Here is a 19205-nt window from a genome sequence, read left to right as displayed (position 1 = left end):
GAGTGACGACCGTCGACCAACAGGATGCCCTGCTCCGGCTCGGCGAGAACCATCTCTTCACACGAAGCTGGATGCCATTCGCGGCCGACGCGAGCCGGCGCACGCCGATCCTGCTCCTCCACGACTCGCTCGGATCAGTCGAACTCTGGCGCAGTTTCCCCGAAAAGCTCGCGGTGACGACCGGCCGGCGCGTCGTTGCCTATGATCGTCTCGGCTTCGGCCGCTCCGATCCGCATCCCGGAGCGCTCGGTCTCGATTTCATCGCCGACGAGGCGCAGAGCGTCGTTCCGCAACTCTGCGAGCAGTTCGGCATCGGCGATTTCATCGCCTGCGGCCATAGCGTCGGCGGCTGCATGGCGATCGAGACGGCAGCGCACTGGCCCGGCCGGTGCCGGGCCCTCGTCACCATCGCCGCCCAGACCTTCATCGAGGAGAGGACGCTCGCCGGGATCAGGGTGGCGCAGCACGATTTTCAGGACCCGGACAACCTCGCCCGGCTGGCGCGCTATCACGGCGACAAGACGCCCTGGGTGCTCGATGCCTGGATCGGAACCTGGCTCTCGCCCGCCTTCGCCGACTGGACGCTCGACGGACCTCTGGCCGGGGTGCGCTGCCCGGTCCTCGCCGTCCATGGCGAGCGCGACGAATACGGTTCGCTCCGCCACCCCTGGCGCATCGCCGAGGGACGCGGCGAGACGCTGATCCTGCCCGGGATAGGCCATGTCCCGCATCGCGAGGCGGAAGGTACGCTGGTCGCGGCGATCGTGGAGTTTTTAAGCCTCCTTCTCCCCTCGGGGGAGAAGGTCCCGGCAGGGGGATGAGGGCAGTGCGACCGGGCGAGGCGTTTACCGCTCGCCCTGCCTGACGGACCCTCATCCGTCAGCGCTTCGCGCTGCCACCTTCTCCCCCGAGGGGAGAAGGGAAACCGCGGGGACAAATTCCCAATCGATCCCCGCTCCCGAAACCCGTCGTATTCTCCCCCCGTCCCGTCCGACCAAGGGGGCTGTCGCGAGGCATCGTGCGGCCGGGCGGGAGAGCGGTGTCCGTCTTGAACAGCCGTTGCGGGCTGGAATGGCGGAGGTGCCTCGTCGTCCGGGTACGCCCGGTCCAGCCGGACCTGAAAGCACGGCGAGGCATCTTATAGAGAACCGCGCGCGGGGTTCGGCAGCGGCGAGCATTTCGCCGCTTCGACATCTCGACATCGACATTCGACATGGCGGCGGAACGCCGCCGCAGCCGGACCCCGCGCCTCCCTTGGGATCGCGTTTGTCTTCAGACCCTCGTGGCGCGGGCCGGCGGGGCCGCGTTATCGCGCCATATCCGCGAGCGCCTCGCGCATCGCCGTGCTCGGGACATGGAACACCCCCTGATAGGGCAGGCTGAGGTCGACGATCACGAACATGACGCTCGAAACCGAGAGCACCCCGATCGCGAGGACCGCGGCACTCAACGCCCGGCGCGGAATCTGCAGGCCGAAGCTCAGGAAGACCAGGCTGAGCCAGAAGCTCAATATGCCGACGAAGAAGTCGCCGGATGGAGCGATCGCATCTTCGATGACATTCCATCTGGCGGATGAGACCTCCGCATAGGCTGCACGGCAGCGCGTCGCGGAGTTCTCGAGACCCGTGGTCGGAAGCGTGTCCACGCCGGCCCCGATCTCGCTCATCAAGCGCGACAACGTCCGATCCTCGCCGCGAACGGCCATGCCCACGATGTCAGGCATTCCCGCGATCGTCGGCGCGGCCTCGCGAGGCCAGGTGCTCGCGATCACGGCGGCCGTGTATTGCCGCAGCTTCAGCCTGACCGGATCGGCGGTCTCCCTGAACAGGCGCAGGCACTGGTCGAGATTGGCCAGACGCGCAGCGTAGGTGGAACGGTGGCTGCTCGTGACGTCGAAGCGATTCCGGGCCGTCGACAATTGCAAGGAGAGGATGAGCGCGGCGAAGGTGACCATCAGCCCGGTCACCAGCCTGATCGAATCCATGTTCTCGCTGGTCAGATGGCGCTCATGCAGGCGCTTCCGCAAAGCCATGCCTGCCAGCGCGCTCAGGCTGAACAGCGCGAGAAATGCGAGGACCAGGAGAAATTCCATGTGATCTCCTTGGCGCGGTCAACGACCAGGATGCGCGGTCGGCATGAACCTCGGCTTCCCCCGGAACGGATCAGGGCCCTACGAGCTGCCCGCCATCGACGACAATAGTCTGAGCGGTGACCCAGCTCGCCTTGTCGGAAGCCAGGAAGAGCACGACCTCGGCGACCTCCTCCGGCTTGCCCATCCGGCCGAAGGCAATGCTGGCCAGGGTCGAGCGATAGAGTTCGGGGTTCGAGGTCTTCCGGTCTTCCCATGTCCCGCCGGGGAACTCGATCGAGCCGGGTGCGACGCCGTTCACCCTTATGCCCTGCTTCGCCAGCATCTTCGCCTGGCTCGCGGTGTAGTGCATCACCGCCGCCTTGATCGCGCCATAGGGCGCCGAACGCGACGACGCCCGCAGGGCCGAGATCGAGGAGATGTTCACGATCGACGAACCCGGCTTCATGTGTGGGATCGCCGCATGGCTGCCGCGGACGATCGCCATCATGTCGATAGTAAGCGAGGCGGCCCAGCCCTCTTCGTCATCCGAATGGCCGAAGCCGGAGGCGTTGTTGACGAGGATGTCCAGGCCTCCGAGGATCTTCACGGCCTCAGGCACATAGGCCTCGATCGCCTTGGCGTCGGCGAGATCGACGCTTGAGCCATGCGCGGTTACGCCGAGCGCTTCGATCTCCCGGCGCGTCGCGTCGAGCGGCCCCGGATTGCGCGCACAGATCGAGACCGATGCCCCTTGCGCAGCGAACCCAAGCGCGATCGAGCGCCCGATGCCGCGGCTGCCGCCCATGACGATCACGCGCTTGCCGGCGAATTCCTTGGCCATGCGGACGATTCCTTGCTGATTGATCAGAACCTAGATAACCGCGGCGAAAGGCCCGGTTTCAAGGTTCGTCGCCCGCCATCTGCGCATGGCAGCCCCCTCACCCCGGCAGCCGATACTCCCGAAACATCTCCCTGAGCGCCGTCTTCTGGATCTTGCCCGTCGCGGTGTGTGGGATCGCCTCGACCAGCACGACATCGTCGGGCAGCCACCATTTCGCGACCTTGCCAGTCATGAACGCCAGCATCTCCTCGCGGCCTGGCGTCCTGCCGGGCTTGGGCACGATCACCAGAAGCGGCCGCTCGTCCCATTTCGGATGGGAGACGCCGATCACCGCCGCTTCCGCCACATCGGGATGGCCGATGGCGAGGTTTTCGAGCTCGATCGAGGAGATCCACTCGCCGCCCGACTTGATCACGTCCTTGGAGCGGTCAGTGACCTGCATGTAGCCATGGGGATCGATGGTCGCGACGTCGCCGGTGTCGAAGAAGCCGTGCTCGTCCAGGATCGGCTGGTCGTGCCGGTAATAGGCGCCGGCGACCGCCGGCCCGCGCACCTTCAAGCGCCCGAAGGTCTTGCCGTCCCAGGGCAGGTCGGTGCCGTCATCATCGGTCAGGCGGAACTCGACGCCGAACTGCGGATGGCCCTGCTTGACCTTGAGGTCATAGAGCGCATCGCCTTCGAGCCCGTCATAAACAGGCTTGATCGAGCAGAACGAGCCGATCGGGCTCATCTCAGTCATTCCCCAGGCATGGTCGACGGTGACGCCGTATTTCGTCTCGAACGCCTCGGTCATCGCCCGCGGGCAGGCCGAGCCGCCGATCACCACCCGCTTCAAGGTGTCGAGCTTGCCGCCGGTTGCTTCCAGGTGCTGCAGCAGGCCGAGCCAGACAGTCGGCACCGCCGCGGTCAGCGTCACGCCCTCGCCGTTGAGCAGCTCGAGCAGCGAGGCGCCGTCGAGCTTCATGCCGGGCATGACCAGCTTCGCGCCGGTCATCGGCGCCGAGAAGGCGAGCGACCAGCTGTTCGCGTGGAAGAGCGGCACCACCGGCAGGACGACGGTCCGGGCCGACAGGCCCATATAGTCCGGCTGGGCGCAGCCCATGGCGTGCAGCACGTTGGAGCGGTGCGAATAAAGCACGCCTTTGGGCCCGCCGGTCGTGCCCGAGGTGTAGCAGAGCCCGGCCGCCGTGTTCTCGTCGAACGCAGCCCAGGCGAAATCGTCATCGGTCTCGGCGAGCCAGTCCTCGTAAGGAACGGCGTTCCGGAGCGAGGTCTCCGGCATATGCGCGGCGTCGGTCAGGACGATGTAGCGTTCGACCGATGGCAGCTTGTCCTGCAGGCCTTCCATCAGCGCAACGAAGGTGAGGTCGAGGAAGACCAGCCGGTCCTCGGCATGATCGATCAATTGGGCGATCTGCTCCGGGAACAGCCGCGGATTGACGGTGTGGGTGATCGCGCCGATGCCGCTGATGCCGTACCAGAGCGCCAGATGCCGGTCGGTGTTCCAGGCGAGCGTCGCGACACGATCGCCGAGGCGGATGCCCTCGCGCGACAGCCTTTTGCCGATCCTGAGCGCGCTCTGGCGGATCCCGGCATAGGTGGTGCGGCGGATCGGCCCTTCGACGCTGCGGGAGACGACTTCGCGGCTGCCATGCTGGATCGCCGCGTGATCGATGATCCGGTGGATCAGCAGCGGCCAATTCTGCATCAGCCCGAGCATGCGTTTCTCCCTGTCGTCTTGCTTCGCTTTTTGGCAGCATAGCCAGCGGACGGCTCGGGGCGAAAGCCCTCGCCTCCCGATTGGAGATGAGTTAGTTTACAAGTAAACGATCTAGGGATGAACGCCTTGTCAGTGCCGCGCCCAATCCCCGCCCCGGAGCCCATCGAGCCGGATCGCGTCTGGTTCCGTTTCATGCGCCTGCATCAGCGCATGCTCGGCCAGATGACCGCACGCATCCGCGAGCTCGGCCTCTCCATCCCGCAATTCGACCTGCTCTCGACGCTGACCGAGCGCGAGGGCATCAGCCAGAGCGAGCTCGCCGAGCGGCTCTACGTCACCAAGGGCAATGTCTCCGGCCTGGTCGACCGGCTGGTGCAGGCGGGCCTGGTCGAGCGCCGCGCCATCGTCGGCGACCGGCGCTCCTATGCCATGCACCTGACGCCCGAAGGCCGCCGGCTCGCCGACGCAGGCATGACGACGCAGCGCGATTATGTCGCCCAGACGCTCGGCAAGCTGCCGACGCAGGACCTCGCCGAGCTCGACCGGCTGGTGCTGGCCTGGCGCGAGCGCGCCCGCGCCCTCGACACGCCCTGATGTTCGCCGGTCTGGCCTATGCCGGCGGCGGCAATCGCTGCTACTGGCAGGGCGGTTTCTATGAAACCGTCGCGCCTGAGATCGGCCTGAAGCCGCGCCGCATCGTCGGCGCCAGCGCCGGGGCTGGCGCCATGCTCTACAATGCGCTCGGCGTCGGCCCCACCGTGCGCGAGATGCTGCGTGAGGCCTGCACCGGCCGCACGTCCGAGGTCGACTGGGCCGCCTTCCGCCGCGGCGGCAGGCTCTTCCCGGTCGCACAGATGTACCGCGGCATGCTCGCGAGCCTGTTCACGCCGGAGCGGCTGGCGGCGCTGAAAGCCCAGGCCGATTTCCTGATCGCGATCTCGCGGCCGCCGCGGTTTTGGCCGCTGCCAGTGATCACCACGATCGGCATCGGCGCCTACCAGCTCGAAAAGCGCCTGCGCCGGCCGGTCCACCCGACCATCGGCCGCAAGCTCGGCTTCCGGCCCGATCTGATCCGCATCGCCGATTGCGCCGATCCTGAAGCGCTGGTCGATGCGCTGATGGCGAGCGCCGCCGTGCCGCCCTTCATGCCAGCAGGGAACATCGGCGCCCGCGCGGCGCTGGATGGCGGCCTGGTCGACAGCGCGCCCGCCTGGGCGCTGGCCGAGATGGAGGCGGCCGGCGAACAGACCTTGGTGCTGCTGACCCGCCCCTTCGCGCAGGTGCCGCAGGTTCAGAACCGCACTTATGTCCGGCCCTCGCAGGTGATCCCGGTCAGCCAGTTCACCATCCGCAACTGGGACGGTATCCGCTTCGCCTATGAGCTCGGGGTCAGGGACGGCGAGAATTTCCTGAGAACGATGGAGCGGCGGAAGGCGGGATAGCCGATCTGGATCGGCGGGCTCTGCCAGCAAAGCCGGGACGCGGGGAACCCTTCTCCCGTCTGGGAGAAGGGCGGGGATGAGGGCCTGTCCTATCCGATAGAGGTCGCAGCGGCGCCGCTTCACCCTAACAATCAGCGGCGGTCCCTCACCCCTACCCCTCTCCCATCCGGGAGAGGGGGTCCCGCGCTTGATTGTCCTCACCAGCGACCTTGGTCTACGACTTGAGTCCCTTCCGCCGGATTTCCCGATGGCCTCGATCGACCTGACCGCCTCCGCCACGAGCCTGCGCGCCGATCTGCTCGCCCGCCGCTTCAGCGCCCTCGACCTGCTCGAGGCGACCTTCGCCCGCATCGACGTGCTGAACCCCTCCCTCAACGCCATCGTCGCGCAGGATCGCGACGCCGCGCGGGCGATGGCCGCAGAATCGGACCGGCGCATCGCGGCAGGGCAGGCGCGTCCACTCGAAGGCCTCCCGATCACGATCAAGGACGCCTTCGATGTCGCCGGCCTGCCCTCCTCCGGTGGTCTGCCGGCCTATAAGGAGCGTGTCCCTGAGGAGGATGCCGCCGCCGTCGCCCGCCTGCGCGCTGCCGGCGCGGTCATCCTCGGCAAGACCATGGTTCCGGTCTTCTCCGGCGATTTCCAGAGCTACAACCCCGCCCATGGCGTGACCAACAATCCGTGGAACCCCGACTATTCGCCCGGTGGCTCCTCGGGCGGGGCGGCGGTCGCGGTCGCCACGGGCATGAGTGCCTTCGAACTCGGCTCCGATCTCGGCTCCTCGATCCGCTGGCCGGCACAGGCCTGCGGCGTCTTCGGGCTGAAGACCAGCTGGGGCCTGGTCTCGACCTGGGGCCTGATCCCGCCGCCACCGGAGCGGCGCACCTTGCGCAATGCCGACCTCGTCGTCGCCGGTCCGATCGCGCGGGCGACCGAGGATCTCGAGCTAATCCTGCCAGTGCTCACTGGCCCGCGCGATCCCAACGTCTTGGGAGCGGCCTTGCCCGCTCCGCGCAAGCTGGAAGCAAAGGGCCTGCGCGTCGCGATCTGGGCGCAGGAGCCATTCGCGCCGGTCACGAAGGAGGTCTCGGACACTGTGCGCGAAGCCGGCCGGCGCCTCGCCGAAGCCGGCGCGCTCGTCGACGAGACCGCCCGCCCCGGCTTCCGCTTCAGCGAGGCCTATGAGGTCTATGCGCTGCTGAACCACGCCGTCGTCGCCTATGGCCTGCCGCCGAAAGTGCGCGCCCGCATCCAGGCGCAAGCGGCGAAGTTCGCGCCGGGCGATCTCTCGCATCAGGCGCTGCAGGCCCGCGGCGCGAGGATGACGCCCGGCCTCTATCAGCAGCTCCACCAGCGCCGCCTCGCTTTGAAGCGGCAATGGGCCCGCTTCTTCCAGAACTACGACGTGCTGCTCTGCCCGCCCGCCCCGGTCGCGGCACAAAAGCATGACCATCTGCCCGATTTCCACGCCCGCCGGCTCGACATCGACGGGGTCGAGCGCCCCTATCTCGACTTCCTGTGCTGGGCGAGCCTCGCCACCGGCGCCGATTTGCCTTCGCTGAGCGCGCCGGTCGGCCGCTCGCAGGCCGGCCTGCCGACCGGCGTCCAGATCATCGCCCCGTCCGGCGAGGACCGAACGGCGATCGCGGTCGGGGCGATGCTGGAGAAGTCGGGCGGCGGCTATCGCGTGCCGCCGATCGCCAAGGCCTGAACCTACAAGCAATCCGCCAGCGACGGCCGGCGGTTGCCGTCGCGGCCAACCGTCCCCGGCGCCGCCAGCATTGCATTCAGTACTGCCTCCTGCGTCGCCTCGGCCGCGGCGCGGAAGGCTAAGTCGATCCGGTTCTCGTTGAGCACGGTCAGCGGGACGAGGTCGGCCTCGTCGAAATGCGCGATCCGGCCTGCGGTCGAGAAGGCGATGGCGATGTCGCCGCTGCCATTGCCCCAGAAGGCGCCGAGCCGCGCCAGCCCCGCGCCACAACGCCTCGCGATGCGGGTAAGCTGCCGGCTCTCCAATGGCAGGTCGGTCGCCAGGATGATGATCACCGAACCGCGCTCCGGCGGCTGGACCGGGCTCGCGGCCGGCGGCACCGGACGGCGTCCGTCGGGCAGGACGAGATCGCCGGCATTGCCGAAATTCGCCTGCACCAGCACGCCGACAGTGAAGCTGCGGCCATCGAGTTCAATCAGGCGCGAAGCCGTGCCGATGCCGCCCTTGAAGCCGAAGGCGCTCATGCCGGTGCCGGCGCCGACCGCGCCCTCCCCGACCGGCCCGCTTTTGGCCGCATCGAGCGCGGCATCCGCATCGGCGACCGTCAGGCGGCGAGCGCGGATGTCGGAGAGGAAGCCGTCATTGCATTCGAGCACGAGGGAATTGACCGTTCCCGTGCTGCGGCCGATCTCGGGATTGCCGGCGAGCGCGCGCCCGACCAGCGCCTCGATCCCGGTTGCGACCGAAAACGTGTTGCCGAGCAGGAGCGGCGTCTCGATCTGGCCGAGCTCGGCGAGCTGCATCAGCCCGGCGCTCTTGCCGAAGCCGTTGATGACGTCGACGCCGGCCCTGACCTTCTCGCGGAAGAGATCGCCGCCATGCGGCAGCACCGCGGTGAAGCCGGTGCGGATATCGCCGTCGCGGATCGTGCGATGACCGACGGAGACGCCGGCGACATCGGTGATCGCATTGAGCGGTCCCGGCGACAGCGTGCCGCAGATCAGGCCGTAATCGCGCGCCCGCTTGCTCAAGGGCATCTCCTGCTCAAGGCTGGTCATACCGCCGCGTTGAACACGGCCTCGATGGCATGGCCATCGGGATCGATGACGAAGGCAGCATAATAGTGCGGACCATAATGCTCCCGCAGGCCCGGCGCGCCGTTGTCGCGCCCGCCATGCTGCAGCCCCATCAGATGGAATTCGTCGACCGCTGCCTGGTCGGGCGCTGTGAAGGCGACGTGGAAACCCGGCCCCGGCGGACGCTGCCCATCCGGGCGATGCTTCAGGGCCAGGCCGTCGCCACCGCCTGCAACGCCGTAGCCGACGGCCTGATTGCTCTCGCCGGGGCGAAGATCGCTCCAGACCCGGATGTAACCGAGCGGCGCGAGCACGGCGTCGTAGAATGCCGTCGCGCGCTCGATATCGGCCACTCCCAGGGAAAGGTGATGCAGCATCGGCCGGTCCGGCGCGCTCACGCCGCGGCCTTGACCTTCGCCACGGTGACGCGCGGCCGCCCGCCCGCCAGCTCCTCGCGCAGCACCAGCCGCTCATCCCCCGCGATCACGCCAAGCGGCACATCATGCGTCGGCATGACCGCCGTCGCCGACTTATTGAGGAAGACGATGACCGGGCGGTTGCCGGCGGCAGCCCAGCGGCGCAGCTGGGTGAGATAGGGCTCCTTGCGCCAGGCCTGCGGCGCGCCGGGGTCGAGCTGGACGAACAGCCAATTCGTCGCCGGGTCCATGGTCAGCACGAAACGGGCCTTGTCCGGCTTCCACTCCGGCCCGAGGAAGGTCTGGGTCATCCAGAGGCAGAAGAAGGCGCGGCAATGATCGGGCCGCGTCGCATGGATGCCGCAGCCCCGCCCGGGCAGGCAGTGCTTGCACCAGCTGCCGGCGACGCTCTCCACCGCAGGCACGTCATAGACCTTGCAGCACAGCGTGCAGCTGCCGCAGTCGCGGCCGGGGGCCGGCTGGTTCACCATGCGGGCGGGGTCGATCATCGGGCTCTCTCGAAAGTGCGCGGAACCATGCGCATCGCCACGGCGGCTGGCAAGCGATGATTGGAATCGTTTGAAAATCGCTCTGCGACCCTCATCGTCATTCCGGACAAGCGCCGCAGGTGCGCAGCTCCGGAATCCATCGAAGGGCGCCGCGTTCTACGATGGATTCCGGCCCTCCGCTTCGCTACGGCCGGAATGACGGTGGAGAGTTTGGCAGGAGGCGGCGAGGAAGGGCCGTCCCGCGCCAGACTCTGCCCCGATCTGCAGGAAAATCGCTCAGCGCTTGCGTCGGCCGCGGTCTATGCTCGCATAAATCACGCATAAACATCGGGAGCCGGGAATGCTGACCAACCTCGCCGTGCGCGACATCGAGACCCTCGTCCATCCCTACACCAACCTGGCCACCCACCGCGAGGTCGGCCCGCTGGTGCTGGAGCGTGGCAAGGGCGTCTATGTCTACGACGTCTCCGGCAAGGACTATATCGAGGGCATGGCCGGGCTCTGGTGCACCTCGCTCGGCTATTCCAATCAGGAGCTCTGCGACGTCGCCTATGAGCAGCTGAAGAAACTGCCCTTCACCCATATCTTCTCCGGCCGCAGCCACGACCCGGCGATCGAGCTGGCCGAAAAGCTGAAGGAAATCGCACCGGTTCCGATCTCCAAGGTGTTCTACGGCGCCTCCGGCTCGGATGCGAACGACACCCAGGTCAAGCTGGTCTGGTACATGAACAACGCGCTCGGCCGCCCCAAGAAGAAGAAGATCATCTCGCGGCTGAAGGGTTATCACGGCGTCACCGTCGCCTCGGCCTCGCTGACTGGCCTGCCGGCCAATCACACCGATTTCGACCTGCCGCTCCCCGGCATCCTGCACACCTCCAGCCCGCACCACTACCGCTTCGCCCACCCCGGCGAGAGCGAGCTCGACTTCTCGGCGCGTCTCGCCGCCGAGCTCGACGAGATGATCCAGCGCGAGGGGCCGGACACGGTCGCCGCCTTCATCGCCGAGCCGGTGATGGGCGCCGGCGGCGCGGTGACCCCGCCCGAGGGCTATTTCGAGGCGATCAACGCGGTCCTCGCCAAATACGACATCCTGTTCATCGCCGACGAGGTCATCACCGGCTTCGGCCGCACCGGCGAGATGTTCGGCACCACCACCTACAAGATGAAGGCCGACACGCTCTCCTGCGCCAAGGCGCTGACCTCGGCCTATTTCCCGCTCAGCGCCGTGCTGATCAACGAGCCGGTCTATGAGGTGCTCGTCGACCAGAGCCGAAAGATCGGTACCTTCGGCCACGGCAACACCTATGCCGGCCACCCGGTCGGCTGCGCCGTCGCGGTCAAGACGCTGGAGATCTACCAGCGCGACAGGATCATCGAGCATGTCCGCAAGGTCGCGCCGACCTTCCTGCAGCGCCTCGGCAAGCTCGCCGAGCACCCGCTGGTCGGCGAAGCCCGCGGCGTCGGCCTGATCGGCGGCGTCGAGCTCGTCAAGGACAAGGCGAGCAAGGCACAGTTCGAGGCCAAGAAGGCCGTCGCCGCCAAATCGGTCTCCTTCGCCCAGGACGAAGGCCTGATCCTGCGCGCCATGGGCGGCGACCGTGTCGCCTTCTGCCCGCCGCTGGTGATCACCGAGGCCGAGATCGGCGAGATGTTCGACCGCTACGAGCGGGCGCTCGCCAAGACGCTCGACTGGGTGAAGGCCGAAGGCCTGCTGGCGGGCTGAAGGCGAGCCCCGGAACCACGCCGTCATGCTCGCCCTAGTGGCGAGCATCCACGTCTTGGACACCGCATGCCATGGAGGAAGACGTGGATGGTCGGGACAAGCCCGACCATGACGGGAAAAGGCGGCCAACGCTGACTTTGGCCTTTCCCCCCGCGAAACTGTGCCAAAGCTGACCAAAGCCTCGGTGTGACACGAAAAATGTCACGACAATTTCAAAATGCCGCCGCCGGCCTGACCCGATCGGCAGCGACATTGGCGGTGCTGACGGCCAGGAACCGTCGGCGCCACAACTGGAAACCGAGGACCATGTCGACGCATAAGCCGCGCCACCCCGCGCACCGCTCCGCCAGCTTCCATGATGCCAGCGCACGTGAGGCCTATGCGTCGCGCTTTCGTCCGATCGCGATTCCTGCCATTCTGGCGGGAACCCGCTGGACCCCGGCCGCGTTGACCTCGCAGCACAGGGACGTTCCGGCGCTCCTGCGCAACGGTTTCGAAGATTGATACGACGACCTCCTACTGAGACCCCAAATGCTTGACCGGCGCAGAGTTCTTCAAACTCTCGCCGGTCTTTTTCTGTCCAGTTTCGGCCTCGGCAGTTATGCCTATGCCTGGGAGCCCGCTCGTCAGGGCGTGACCCGCTACCGGCTGAAGCCCGTGCGCTGGCCGGAAGGCCGGCAGCTGCGCCTCGCCGTGATCACCGACCTGCATGTCGGCGGCCCGCATATGCCGGTCGCGCGCGTCCGCGAGATCGTCGCGCAGACCAATGCGCTGAAGCCGGACCTTGCCTTGCTGGTCGGCGATTTCGTCGCCAGCCGCGCCCGCCGCCCGGGCGATCCGGCGCCCGCCGAATGGGCCGCCGAGCTCGCCCGCCTGCAGGCGCCCGCCGGCCGTTTCGCCGTGCTCGGCAATCACGACTGGTGGCAGGACGAGCGCGCCCAACGCGAACACAAGGGGCCGACCCGGTCCACCATCGCGCTCGAAGCGGTGGGGATCCCCGTCCTGGAGAACCGCGCGATCAGGCTCGAAACCAGCGCCGGGCCGCTCTGGATCGCGGGGCTCGGCGACCAGGAGGCCTTCGTCCTGCGCCGCCGCCCGCGCGGGCTGCGCTACGGCCTCGACGACCTGCCGGCCACGCTCGCCATGATCGGCGACGATGCGCCGGTGATCCTGATGGCACACGAGCCCGACATCTTCGCCCGGGTACCCTCCCGCGTCGCGTTGACCCTCTCGGGCCATACCCATGGTGGCCAGGTCAGGCTGTTCGGCTGGTCGCCGATCGTGCCCTCGCGCTACGGCAATCGCTACGCCTACGGCCATGTCCGGGAAAATGGCCGCGACCTCGTGGTCTCGGCCGGGCTCGGCACCAGCAAGCTGCCGATCCGGCTGGGCGCGCCGCCGGAGATCGTATTGGTCGAATTGGGTTGAAGATGACGCCTTGGCGTCACCGGGTCAGCGGACGATGACCTTTCCGCCGACCGCAGCGCGGTTGTAGAGGTCGATCGCATCGATGTTGCGCATCCGGATGCAGCCGGACGAGGCCGAGCGGCCGATCGTCTCCGGCTCGTTGGTGCCGTGGATGCGGTAGAGCGTGTCCTTGCCGTTCTGGTAGAGATAGAGCGCACGGGCGCCGAGCGGATTGTCCGGCCCGCCTTCCATGCCACCGGCGCGCGGCGCCAGATGCGGCCAGCGCGCGATCATCTCGGCCGGGGGGGTCCAGCGCGGCCACTCGGCCTTGCGCTGCATCACCGCGGTGCCGGTCCAGCCGAAGGCCTCGTCGCCGGTGGCAACGCCGTAGCGGATCGCCTTCTTGTTCGGCAGGACGAAGTAGAGGAACTTCTCGGTGGTATCGACCACGATCGTGCCGGGCTCTTCGCCGGTCGGGTCCGTGATCTCGTAAGGCAGATGTGTGAGCTGCGTCTCGAAATTCGGCACCAGCGCCATGTATTCGGCATCGCGCGCCGACAGTGACGGGGCATGGACGCTCTTGTACTGGCAGGCGCCGAGAAGCACCGACAGGCCGAGCACCGTAACGAGAGTCTGCTTCATGGGGTCCACCGCCGGCACCAAAACGGTGCTCGTTATGATGAATACATCGTTAAAAAACGGTGACCCGACGAGACACGGCCCGGGTCGAACACAAGCTGGTCTTACGGCGCAATCGTCTTGCAGGCAATGAAGTTCCTGCGCCGCACTGGCGTCTTGCTGCATTGCAGTGACAATATGGTCACGCTTGCGGGCTACCCCGTTTGGAAAGTTTCGCGACTACCGGAGACTTGCGCGTGACGACGCTGCTGATCAGCCATCCTTCCAGCCTTCGCCATGTCACGCCGCCGGGCCACCCCGAGCGCGCCGACCGCATCCGCGCCGTCGAGCAGGCCCTGGAGGATGAGCGATTCGCGCTGCTGCAGCGCGTCGATGCCCCCGAAGGCACGCTCGCAGAGGTCGCGCTCTGCCACCCCGCCGCCTATGCGCAGGCGATCGTCGAAGCCGCACCGCAGGAGGGCATGGTCCAGGTCGATGCCGACACCATCATGTCGCCGGGTACGCTTTCGGCCGCACTCCATGGCGTCGGGGCTGCCGTCCACGCCGTCGACGAGGTCATGACCCGGCGCGCGACCAACGCTTTCAGCGCCATGCGCCCGCCCGGCCACCATGCCGAGAGCGACAAGGCGATGGGCTTCTGCTTCTTCAACAACGCCGCCATCGCCGCCCGCCATGCGCAGAAGGCCCATGGCGCCGAGCGCGTCGCCATCGTCGACTGGGACGTCCATCACGGCAACGGCACGCAGGAAATCTTCTGGGGCGACGCCAGCGTGCTCTACGCCTCGACCCATGAGATGCCGCTCTATCCCGGCACCGGCGCGCCCTCGGAGCGCGGCGAGCACGGCACCATCGTCAACGCACCGCTTCGCGCCGGCGACGGCGCTGACGCCTTCCGCGATGCCTTCGAGAGCGCGATCCTGCCGCGGCTCAACGACTTCCGGCCGGATCTGGTGATCATCTCGGCCGGTTTCGATGCCCACTGGCGCGACCCGCTCGCCAACATCAACCTGAAGGAAGCCGACTTCACCTGGGCGACGCAGAAGCTGATGGAGATCGCCGACCGCCATGCCGGCGGACGGCTCGTCTCGATCCTGGAAGGCGGCTACGATCTCGAAGGCCTGTCGAAATCGACCGCCGCCCATGTCATGGCGCTGATGCGGGGGTGAGTCCGCACCCTTCGATCGAATGACGCGGCACGCCCCGGGACGAGCTCAAATCGAGCATCGTACCGGCAAGCGGCGTGCTTCGATGTTCTCGATCGACCAACCCGACGTGATCTTCTCCTGGGCGGGCGCCTATGCCCTGATCGCGGTTACGCCCGGCCCGAATTTCGCAGTCGTTGCCCAATGCGGCCTATCGGCCTCGCGCGCCAAGGCAGCTGCCGCGGCCTTCGGTGTCGCTCTCGGCGCCGGTCTCGTGGCGATGGCGGCCGCATCCGGAGCCGCGTCGCTCCTCGCGCTCGGCCCCTCGCGGCTCGCCATCGGGCTCGGCTTCACCCTGCTCCTGCTTTGGCTCGCCTTGGGCAGTCTTCGGACGGCGCAGGCATCGGCCACCCGGCTCCGGCCTTGCGAAGAGGCCTCCCTCGCCCGCTGCCTGCGGCTCGGCCTGCTGACCGCGACGAGCAACCCGCTGACCTTCGCCTTCTTCCTCGGCCTCAGCTCCGCGCCGCGCTGCGGCGCCAGCGGCTGCCTGCCGGCATCAGCCTTCCTCGCGGCCTTCACGGTCGCGCTGGCCTGGTTCGGTTGCGTCGCGCTGCTACTGTCGGATCAGCGGATCGCCCGCTTCTGCACCGGCAAGCAGGCCGGCATGCATGTCGCCATCGCGGCGCTGCTCACCGCCCATGCCGCCTGGGCCGCGACGACCACCATCGGCCTGCTATAGGCCGCCGCCGCTCACTCCAGCGGCGAGGTCTCCGCGATCTCGATGCCGAAGCCGGAGAGGCCGACGAAGGCGCGGGTCGAGGAGGCCAGGTTGACGATCGAGGCGACGCCGAGATCGCGCAGGATCTGGGCGCCCAGGCCGACCTCGCGCCATTGCTGCGAGCGCAATGCGTCCGAGCCCTCCTCGTCCTCGACGCTCTTGATCGGCACGCCGGCCGAGCCGTCGCGCAGATAGACCAGCACGCCCTTGCCCTCCTGCTGGAAGCGGCGCAGCACGCACTGGATCGAGGACGCCCCACCGAGCACGTCAGCGACGACATTGGCGCGGTGCAGACGGGCCGGCACCTTCTCGCCGTCGCCGAGCTTGCCCATGACGAAGGCGAAATGCTGGGTATCGTCGAACGGCGTCACATAGACATGACCGGTCATCTCGCCGAACTCGGTCTTGACCGGGAAGGAGTGCACGCGCTCGACCAGCTTCTCGCGCGCCTGGCGATAGGCGATGAGGTCGGCGACCGTGATCTGCTTGAGATTGTGCTTCTGGGCGAAGGCGGTGATCTGCGCGCCCTTCATCACCGTGCCGTCATCATTGGCGAGCTCGCAGATCACGCCGACCGGCGGCAGATTGGCAAGCTTGCAGAGATCGACGGCCGCCTCGGTATGGCCCGAACGCATCAGCACGCCGCCATCCTTCGCGATCAGCGGGAAGACATGGCCGGGGCGGACGAAGTCGGCGGCGCCCATATTGCCGTTGGCGAGCGCACGCACCGTGTTGGTGCGCTGCTCCGCCGAGATGCCGGTGGTCAGCCCGTGCTTGACGTCGACTGTGATGGTGAAGGCGGTGCCGAGCGGAGCGTCGTTGGAGGAGACCATCGGGTCGAGCCGCAGGCGGCGCGCTTCGCCGGAGGTCAGCGGCGCGCAGACGATGCCGCAGGTGTTGCGGATGATGAAGGCCATCTTCTCCGACGTGCAGAGCGAGGCGGCGACGATCAGGTCGCCCTCGTTCTCGCGGTCGTCGTCATCGGTGACGATGACGATCTCGCCGCGCGCGAAGGCTTCGACGGTCTCGGCGACATTGCTTGCGGTCATGGCAGCCTCACGCGGGCCCTGCAGGCCCAGGAAGTCGTTGGGGGTGACGGCGCCGCCGGTCGCGGCGGCGATACGCTCGGCGCTCTCGCGGGAGATCCAGGCGGAAGGATCGTTGCAGAGCGCCGTGACGCTGGCGGGCGACAGGCCGACCTGCCGCGCGAAGGCGCTGCGGGCGGTCTTGGTTTGCTGGAGCCAGACGTCGAGCTTCATGAAGCGAAGCTAGTACGGCGGTGCTTCATTCGCAATGAATGCAGTGAAGTTTTTCAGTGATACTGAAATCTCTAACTCGCCCGTCATGGTCGGGCTTGTCCCGGCCATCCACGTCTTCACGTCACGGATCGAGACCCGAGTTCAAGACGTGGATGCTCGCCACAGGGGCGAGCATGACGGTAGAGTATCCGAACGCCCCTCAGCCCTCGAACGGCCAGCGCGGCTCGATCACGCCGACCTGGGCACGGTGGCGCAAGAACTGGTCTGCAAGGACGCAAGCGACCATGGCTTCGCCGACCGGCACGGCGCGGATGCCGACGCAGGGGTCATGCCGGCCCTTGGTGAACATCTCGGTCTCGCCGCCGGTCCGGTTCACCGTGGCGCGCGGCGAGAGGATCGAGGAAGTCGGCTTGACCGCAAAGCGCGTCACGATTGGCTGGCCGGTCGAGATGCCGCCCAGAATGCCCCCCGCATGGTTCGACAGGAACAGCGGCTTGCCGTCATTGCCGGCGCGCATCTCGTCGGCGTTCTCCTCGCCGGAGAGCTCGGCTGCGGCGAAGCCGTCGCCGATCTCGACGCCCTTGACCGCATTGATGCTCATCAGCGCCGCGGCGATCTCGGCGTCGAGCTTGCCGTAGATCGGCGCGCCCAGCCCCGCCGGCACGCCCTCGGCGACGATCTCCAGAACCGCCCCGATCGAGGAGCCGGACTTGCGGATGCCGTCGAGATAATCGGCGAAGCGCTCGGCTGCCTTGGCATCGGGGCAAAAGAACGGGTTGTTGCCGACCTCGTCCCAGTCCCAGTTGCCACGATCGATCTTGTGCGGCCCCATCTGGACGAGGGCGCCGCGCACGATCATACCCGGCACGACCTTGCGGGCGATCGCCCCGGCAGCGACCCGCATCGCCGTCTCGCGCGCCGAGGAGCGGCCGCCGCCGCGATAGTCGCGGATGCCGTACTTCACGTCATAGGTGAAATCGGCATGGCCGGGCCGGTACTTGTCCTTGATCTCGGAATAGTCCTTCGAGCGCTGGTCGACATTATCGATCAGCAGCCCGATCGAGGTTCCCGTCGTGACCTGCTCGCCATCGCTCTCGCGCGCGAAGACGCCGGAGACGATGCGAACCTGGTCGGGCTCCTGGCGCTGCGTCGTATAGCGCGACTGGCCGGGCCGGCGCTTGTCGAGGTCGCGCTGGATCTCGGCTTCGCTCAGCGGGATCAGTGGGGGGCAACCGTCGACGACGCAGCCGATCGCAGGACCATGGCTCTCGCCGAAGGTGGTGACGCGGAAGAGATGGCCGAAAGTGTTGTGCGACATGGGAGCCCGGAACCTTGCTGGAAAGGCTCATAGGCCGGATCGCCGCGGCGCGAAACCCTGCCCTGCCGGGTCAGTCCGGCTCTTGCGGGATTGACAGGCCGACAGCGCTGCGGCTTCTGGCACCCATGCGACGCAAGAGCTGCATCCTCAAGCGTTCCTGGCGTCCCGGGAGCGCCATCATCGCGGGCATCTAACCCCGAGCCGGCGACAACGCTGCTCGGGGATCGTGGTGCTGACCCGGCCACGATGCGCGCAACTCGCGGCATCACAACAGGTCCAACCCAACTCCGACCGGACAGACCCGCAAGGCTTTGCCTTCGCGCGCAGCCGCTCGCTCTTCATCCTGCGCCACTTCGGGCGCCGGCAGCCCGTGCTGCCGTCCGGAACCAATCATGTCCAGACATCCCGGCCCGGGCCCCGCTCCCGTCAGCCTTGCGCGCGTCCTGTCCAAGCTCGGCTATTGCTCGCGCAGCCAGGCCGAGCTGCTGATCGCCGAGGGCCGCGTCCGCGTCGACGGGCGGCTCGCCCGCGATCCTTCCTTGCGCCTGCAGATCGGCCGCGCCCGCATCAGCGTCGACGGCGAGCCGGTCAGCGCCGAGCGGCGCGTCTACCTAATGCTCAACAAGCCGCGCGGCATGCTGACGACGCGGCATGATCCGCAGGGGCGCGCCACGATCTATGCCTGTCTCGATGGCATGGACCTGCCTTTCGTCGCCCCGGTCGGCCGGCTCGACCAGGCGAGCGAGGGCCTGCTGCTGCTGAGCAATGACAGCCGCTGGGCGAACACCATCCTCGACCCGGCCTCGGGCGTCGAGAAGACCTATCATGTCCAGATCGACAAGGTGCCTGACGAGGCGCTGATGCAGCGCCTGCGGGCCGGCGCCATCGACGACGGCGAGAGGCTGACGACCAAGGCGGCAAGCCTCCTGCGCCACGGCCAGCGCAATGCCTGGATCGAGATGGTGATCGACGAAGGCCGCAACCGCCAGATCCGGCGGATCGTCGAGGCTGCGGGCGCTGAGGTGCTGCGCCTCGTGCGTGTCGGCATCGGAGCCCTGGCACTGGGCGAGCTGCCGAAAGGGGCCGTCCGCCCGCTTCAACCGGCCGAGATCGACCTGCCTCTGCGCGTCCTGCGCCGCGCGGCTGAATGAAC

19 protein-coding genes are annotated in these 19205 nt (G+C 67.6%); 10 read left to right on the top strand and 9 right to left on the bottom strand.

From position 1 onward, the window contains the following. Nucleotides 1–2: 2 nt before the first annotated feature. A complete protein-coding gene (locus tag VGV58_RS15245; protein WP_326874850.1) occupies nt 3–821 on the top strand; it encodes an alpha/beta fold hydrolase in 819 nt (272 codons plus the stop codon). Between the two features lie 485 nt (nt 822–1306). On the opposite strand, the gene VGV58_RS15240 is transcribed toward VGV58_RS15245, so the two are convergent. From VGV58_RS15240 to VGV58_RS15230, 3 genes are all read right to left on the bottom strand, one after another. After that, nucleotides 1307–2092, bottom strand: coding sequence for a bestrophin-like domain (locus VGV58_RS15240; protein WP_326874849.1), 786 nt, complete (start codon nt 2090–2092; stop codon nt 1307–1309). Between the two features lie 70 nt (nt 2093–2162). Beyond that, entirely contained in the window at nt 2163–2912 is a 750-nt protein-coding gene (locus tag VGV58_RS15235; protein ID WP_326874848.1) for an SDR family NAD(P)-dependent oxidoreductase, read from the bottom strand. A gap of 97 nt (nt 2913–3009) precedes the next feature. Beyond that, nucleotides 3010–4632, bottom strand: a complete 1623-nt coding sequence (locus tag VGV58_RS15230; protein WP_326874847.1) for a long-chain-fatty-acid--CoA ligase — start codon at nt 4630–4632, stop codon at nt 3010–3012. A 117-nt stretch (nt 4633–4749) separates the two neighbouring features. On the opposite strand from VGV58_RS15230, the gene VGV58_RS15225 reads away from it, so the two are divergent. From VGV58_RS15225 to VGV58_RS15215, 3 genes are all read left to right on the top strand, one after another. Next, nucleotides 4750–5226 (top strand): MarR family winged helix-turn-helix transcriptional regulator, encoded by a 477-nt coding sequence (locus VGV58_RS15225; protein WP_326874846.1) that lies wholly within the window; start codon nt 4750–4752, stop codon nt 5224–5226. Next, complete coding sequence (locus tag VGV58_RS15220; RefSeq protein ID WP_326874845.1) at nt 5226–6074, top strand: patatin-like phospholipase family protein; 849 nt, start codon at nt 5226–5228, stop codon at nt 6072–6074. Before VGV58_RS15225 ends, VGV58_RS15220 begins: the two co-directional genes overlap by 1 nt. Nucleotides 6075–6321: 247 nt before the next feature. Continuing rightward, nucleotides 6322–7785, top strand: a complete 1464-nt coding sequence (locus VGV58_RS15215) for an amidase family protein (RefSeq protein WP_326874844.1) — start codon at nt 6322–6324, stop codon at nt 7783–7785. A gap of 2 nt (nt 7786–7787) precedes the next feature. Here VGV58_RS15215 and VGV58_RS15210 read toward each other — a convergent pair whose 3' ends face one another. The 3 genes from VGV58_RS15210 to VGV58_RS15200 are packed head-to-tail and all read right to left on the bottom strand — an operon-like array spanning nt 7788 to nt 9786. Continuing rightward, on the bottom strand, nt 7788–8822 hold the full coding sequence (locus VGV58_RS15210) for a DmpA family aminopeptidase (protein WP_326874942.1): 1035 nt from the start codon (nt 8820–8822) through the stop codon (nt 7788–7790). Nucleotides 8823–8839: 17 nt separating this feature from the next. Continuing rightward, on the bottom strand, nt 8840–9238 hold the full coding sequence (locus VGV58_RS15205; RefSeq protein ID WP_326874941.1) for a VOC family protein: 399 nt from the start codon (nt 9236–9238) through the stop codon (nt 8840–8842). A gap of 17 nt (nt 9239–9255) precedes the next feature. After that, a complete protein-coding gene (locus VGV58_RS15200; protein ID WP_326874843.1) occupies nt 9256–9786 on the bottom strand; it encodes a hypothetical protein in 531 nt (176 codons plus the stop codon). A 340-nt stretch (nt 9787–10126) separates the two neighbouring features. Between VGV58_RS15200 and VGV58_RS15195 the strand changes: the two genes are divergently transcribed. The 3 genes from VGV58_RS15195 to VGV58_RS15185 all read left to right on the top strand — a co-directional run bounded on the left by VGV58_RS15195 (nt 10127) and on the right by VGV58_RS15185 (nt 12937). Further along, nucleotides 10127–11509, top strand: coding sequence for an aminotransferase (locus VGV58_RS15195; RefSeq protein WP_326874842.1), 1383 nt, complete (start codon nt 10127–10129; stop codon nt 11507–11509). A gap of 306 nt (nt 11510–11815) precedes the next feature. Beyond that, nucleotides 11816–12013: a hypothetical protein gene (locus VGV58_RS15190; protein WP_326874841.1), complete on the top strand. Its 198-nt coding sequence runs from the start codon at nt 11816–11818 to the stop codon at nt 12011–12013. Nucleotides 12014–12040: 27 nt separating this feature from the next. Then, a complete protein-coding gene (locus VGV58_RS15185; protein ID WP_326874840.1) occupies nt 12041–12937 on the top strand; it encodes a metallophosphoesterase in 897 nt (298 codons plus the stop codon). Between the two features lie 24 nt (nt 12938–12961). On the opposite strand, the gene VGV58_RS15180 is transcribed toward VGV58_RS15185, so the two are convergent. Beyond that, nucleotides 12962–13558: a L,D-transpeptidase gene (locus tag VGV58_RS15180; protein WP_326874839.1), complete on the bottom strand. Its 597-nt coding sequence runs from the start codon at nt 13556–13558 to the stop codon at nt 12962–12964. A gap of 233 nt (nt 13559–13791) precedes the next feature. Here VGV58_RS15180 and VGV58_RS15175 point away from each other — a divergent pair, with 233 nt between their 5' ends. After that, complete coding sequence (locus VGV58_RS15175; protein ID WP_326874838.1) at nt 13792–14721, top strand: histone deacetylase family protein; 930 nt, start codon at nt 13792–13794, stop codon at nt 14719–14721. An 82-nt stretch (nt 14722–14803) separates the two neighbouring features. Beyond that, nucleotides 14804–15436, top strand: a complete 633-nt coding sequence (locus VGV58_RS15170; protein ID WP_326874837.1) for a LysE family transporter — start codon at nt 14804–14806, stop codon at nt 15434–15436. An 11-nt stretch (nt 15437–15447) separates the two neighbouring features. Here VGV58_RS15170 and ribB read toward each other — a convergent pair whose 3' ends face one another. Both ribB and aroC read right to left on the bottom strand, forming a co-directional pair. After that, nucleotides 15448–16734, bottom strand: coding sequence for a 3,4-dihydroxy-2-butanone-4-phosphate synthase (gene ribB / locus VGV58_RS15165; protein ID WP_326874836.1), 1287 nt, complete (start codon nt 16732–16734; stop codon nt 15448–15450). A gap of 199 nt (nt 16735–16933) precedes the next feature. After that, nucleotides 16934–18052 carry a chorismate synthase gene (gene aroC / locus VGV58_RS15160; protein ID WP_326874835.1) on the bottom strand — a complete coding sequence of 373 codons (1119 nt, stop codon included), beginning with the start codon at nt 18050–18052 and terminating at the stop codon, nt 16934–16936. Nucleotides 18053–18444: 392 nt separating this feature from the next. Here aroC and VGV58_RS15155 point away from each other — a divergent pair, with 392 nt between their 5' ends. Then, a complete protein-coding gene (locus VGV58_RS15155) occupies nt 18445–19203 on the top strand; it encodes a pseudouridine synthase (protein ID WP_326874834.1) in 759 nt (252 codons plus the stop codon). The last annotated feature ends 2 nt before the right edge of the window (nt 19204–19205 follow it).

It is taken from the genome of Allobosea sp. (genome assembly GCF_035944895.1).
In the GTDB taxonomy this organism is placed as follows: Bacteria; Pseudomonadota; Alphaproteobacteria; order Rhizobiales; family Beijerinckiaceae; genus Allobosea.
This window is presented reverse-complemented; position numbering and strand designations above follow the sequence as displayed.

Excerpts from the sequence above, each read along its gene's own strand:
- VGV58_RS15240 (WP_326874849.1), bottom strand. The coding sequence starts at position 2,092 with ATGGAATTTCTCCTGGTCCTCGCATTTCTCGCGCTGTTCAGCCTGAGC.
- VGV58_RS15235 (WP_326874848.1), bottom strand. The coding sequence starts at position 2,912 with ATGGCCAAGGAATTCGCCGGCAAGCGCGTGATCGTCATGGGCGGCAGC.
- VGV58_RS15230 (WP_326874847.1), bottom strand. The coding sequence starts at position 4,632 with ATGCTCGGGCTGATGCAGAATTGGCCGCTGCTGATCCACCGGATCATC.
- VGV58_RS15225 (WP_326874846.1), top strand. The coding sequence starts at position 4,750 with ATGAACGCCTTGTCAGTGCCGCGCCCAATCCCCGCCCCGGAGCCCATC.
- VGV58_RS15220 (WP_326874845.1), top strand. The coding sequence starts at position 5,226 with ATGTTCGCCGGTCTGGCCTATGCCGGCGGCGGCAATCGCTGCTACTGG.
- VGV58_RS15215 (WP_326874844.1), top strand. The coding sequence starts at position 6,322 with ATGGCCTCGATCGACCTGACCGCCTCCGCCACGAGCCTGCGCGCCGAT.
- VGV58_RS15210 (WP_326874942.1), bottom strand. The coding sequence starts at position 8,822 with ATGCCCTTGAGCAAGCGGGCGCGCGATTACGGCCTGATCTGCGGCACG.
- VGV58_RS15205 (WP_326874941.1), bottom strand. The coding sequence starts at position 9,238 with ATGCTGCATCACCTTTCCCTGGGAGTGGCCGATATCGAGCGCGCGACG.
- VGV58_RS15200 (WP_326874843.1), bottom strand. The coding sequence starts at position 9,786 with ATGATCGACCCCGCCCGCATGGTGAACCAGCCGGCCCCCGGCCGCGAC.
- VGV58_RS15195 (WP_326874842.1), top strand. The coding sequence starts at position 10,127 with ATGCTGACCAACCTCGCCGTGCGCGACATCGAGACCCTCGTCCATCCC.
- VGV58_RS15190 (WP_326874841.1), top strand. The coding sequence starts at position 11,816 with ATGTCGACGCATAAGCCGCGCCACCCCGCGCACCGCTCCGCCAGCTTC.
- VGV58_RS15185 (WP_326874840.1), top strand. The coding sequence starts at position 12,041 with ATGCTTGACCGGCGCAGAGTTCTTCAAACTCTCGCCGGTCTTTTTCTG.
- VGV58_RS15180 (WP_326874839.1), bottom strand. The coding sequence starts at position 13,558 with ATGAAGCAGACTCTCGTTACGGTGCTCGGCCTGTCGGTGCTTCTCGGC.
- VGV58_RS15170 (WP_326874837.1), top strand. The coding sequence starts at position 14,804 with ATGTTCTCGATCGACCAACCCGACGTGATCTTCTCCTGGGCGGGCGCC.
- ribB (WP_326874836.1), bottom strand. The coding sequence starts at position 16,734 with ATGAAGCTCGACGTCTGGCTCCAGCAAACCAAGACCGCCCGCAGCGCC.
- aroC (WP_326874835.1), bottom strand. The coding sequence starts at position 18,052 with ATGTCGCACAACACTTTCGGCCATCTCTTCCGCGTCACCACCTTCGGC.
- VGV58_RS15155 (WP_326874834.1), top strand. The coding sequence starts at position 18,445 with ATGTCCAGACATCCCGGCCCGGGCCCCGCTCCCGTCAGCCTTGCGCGC.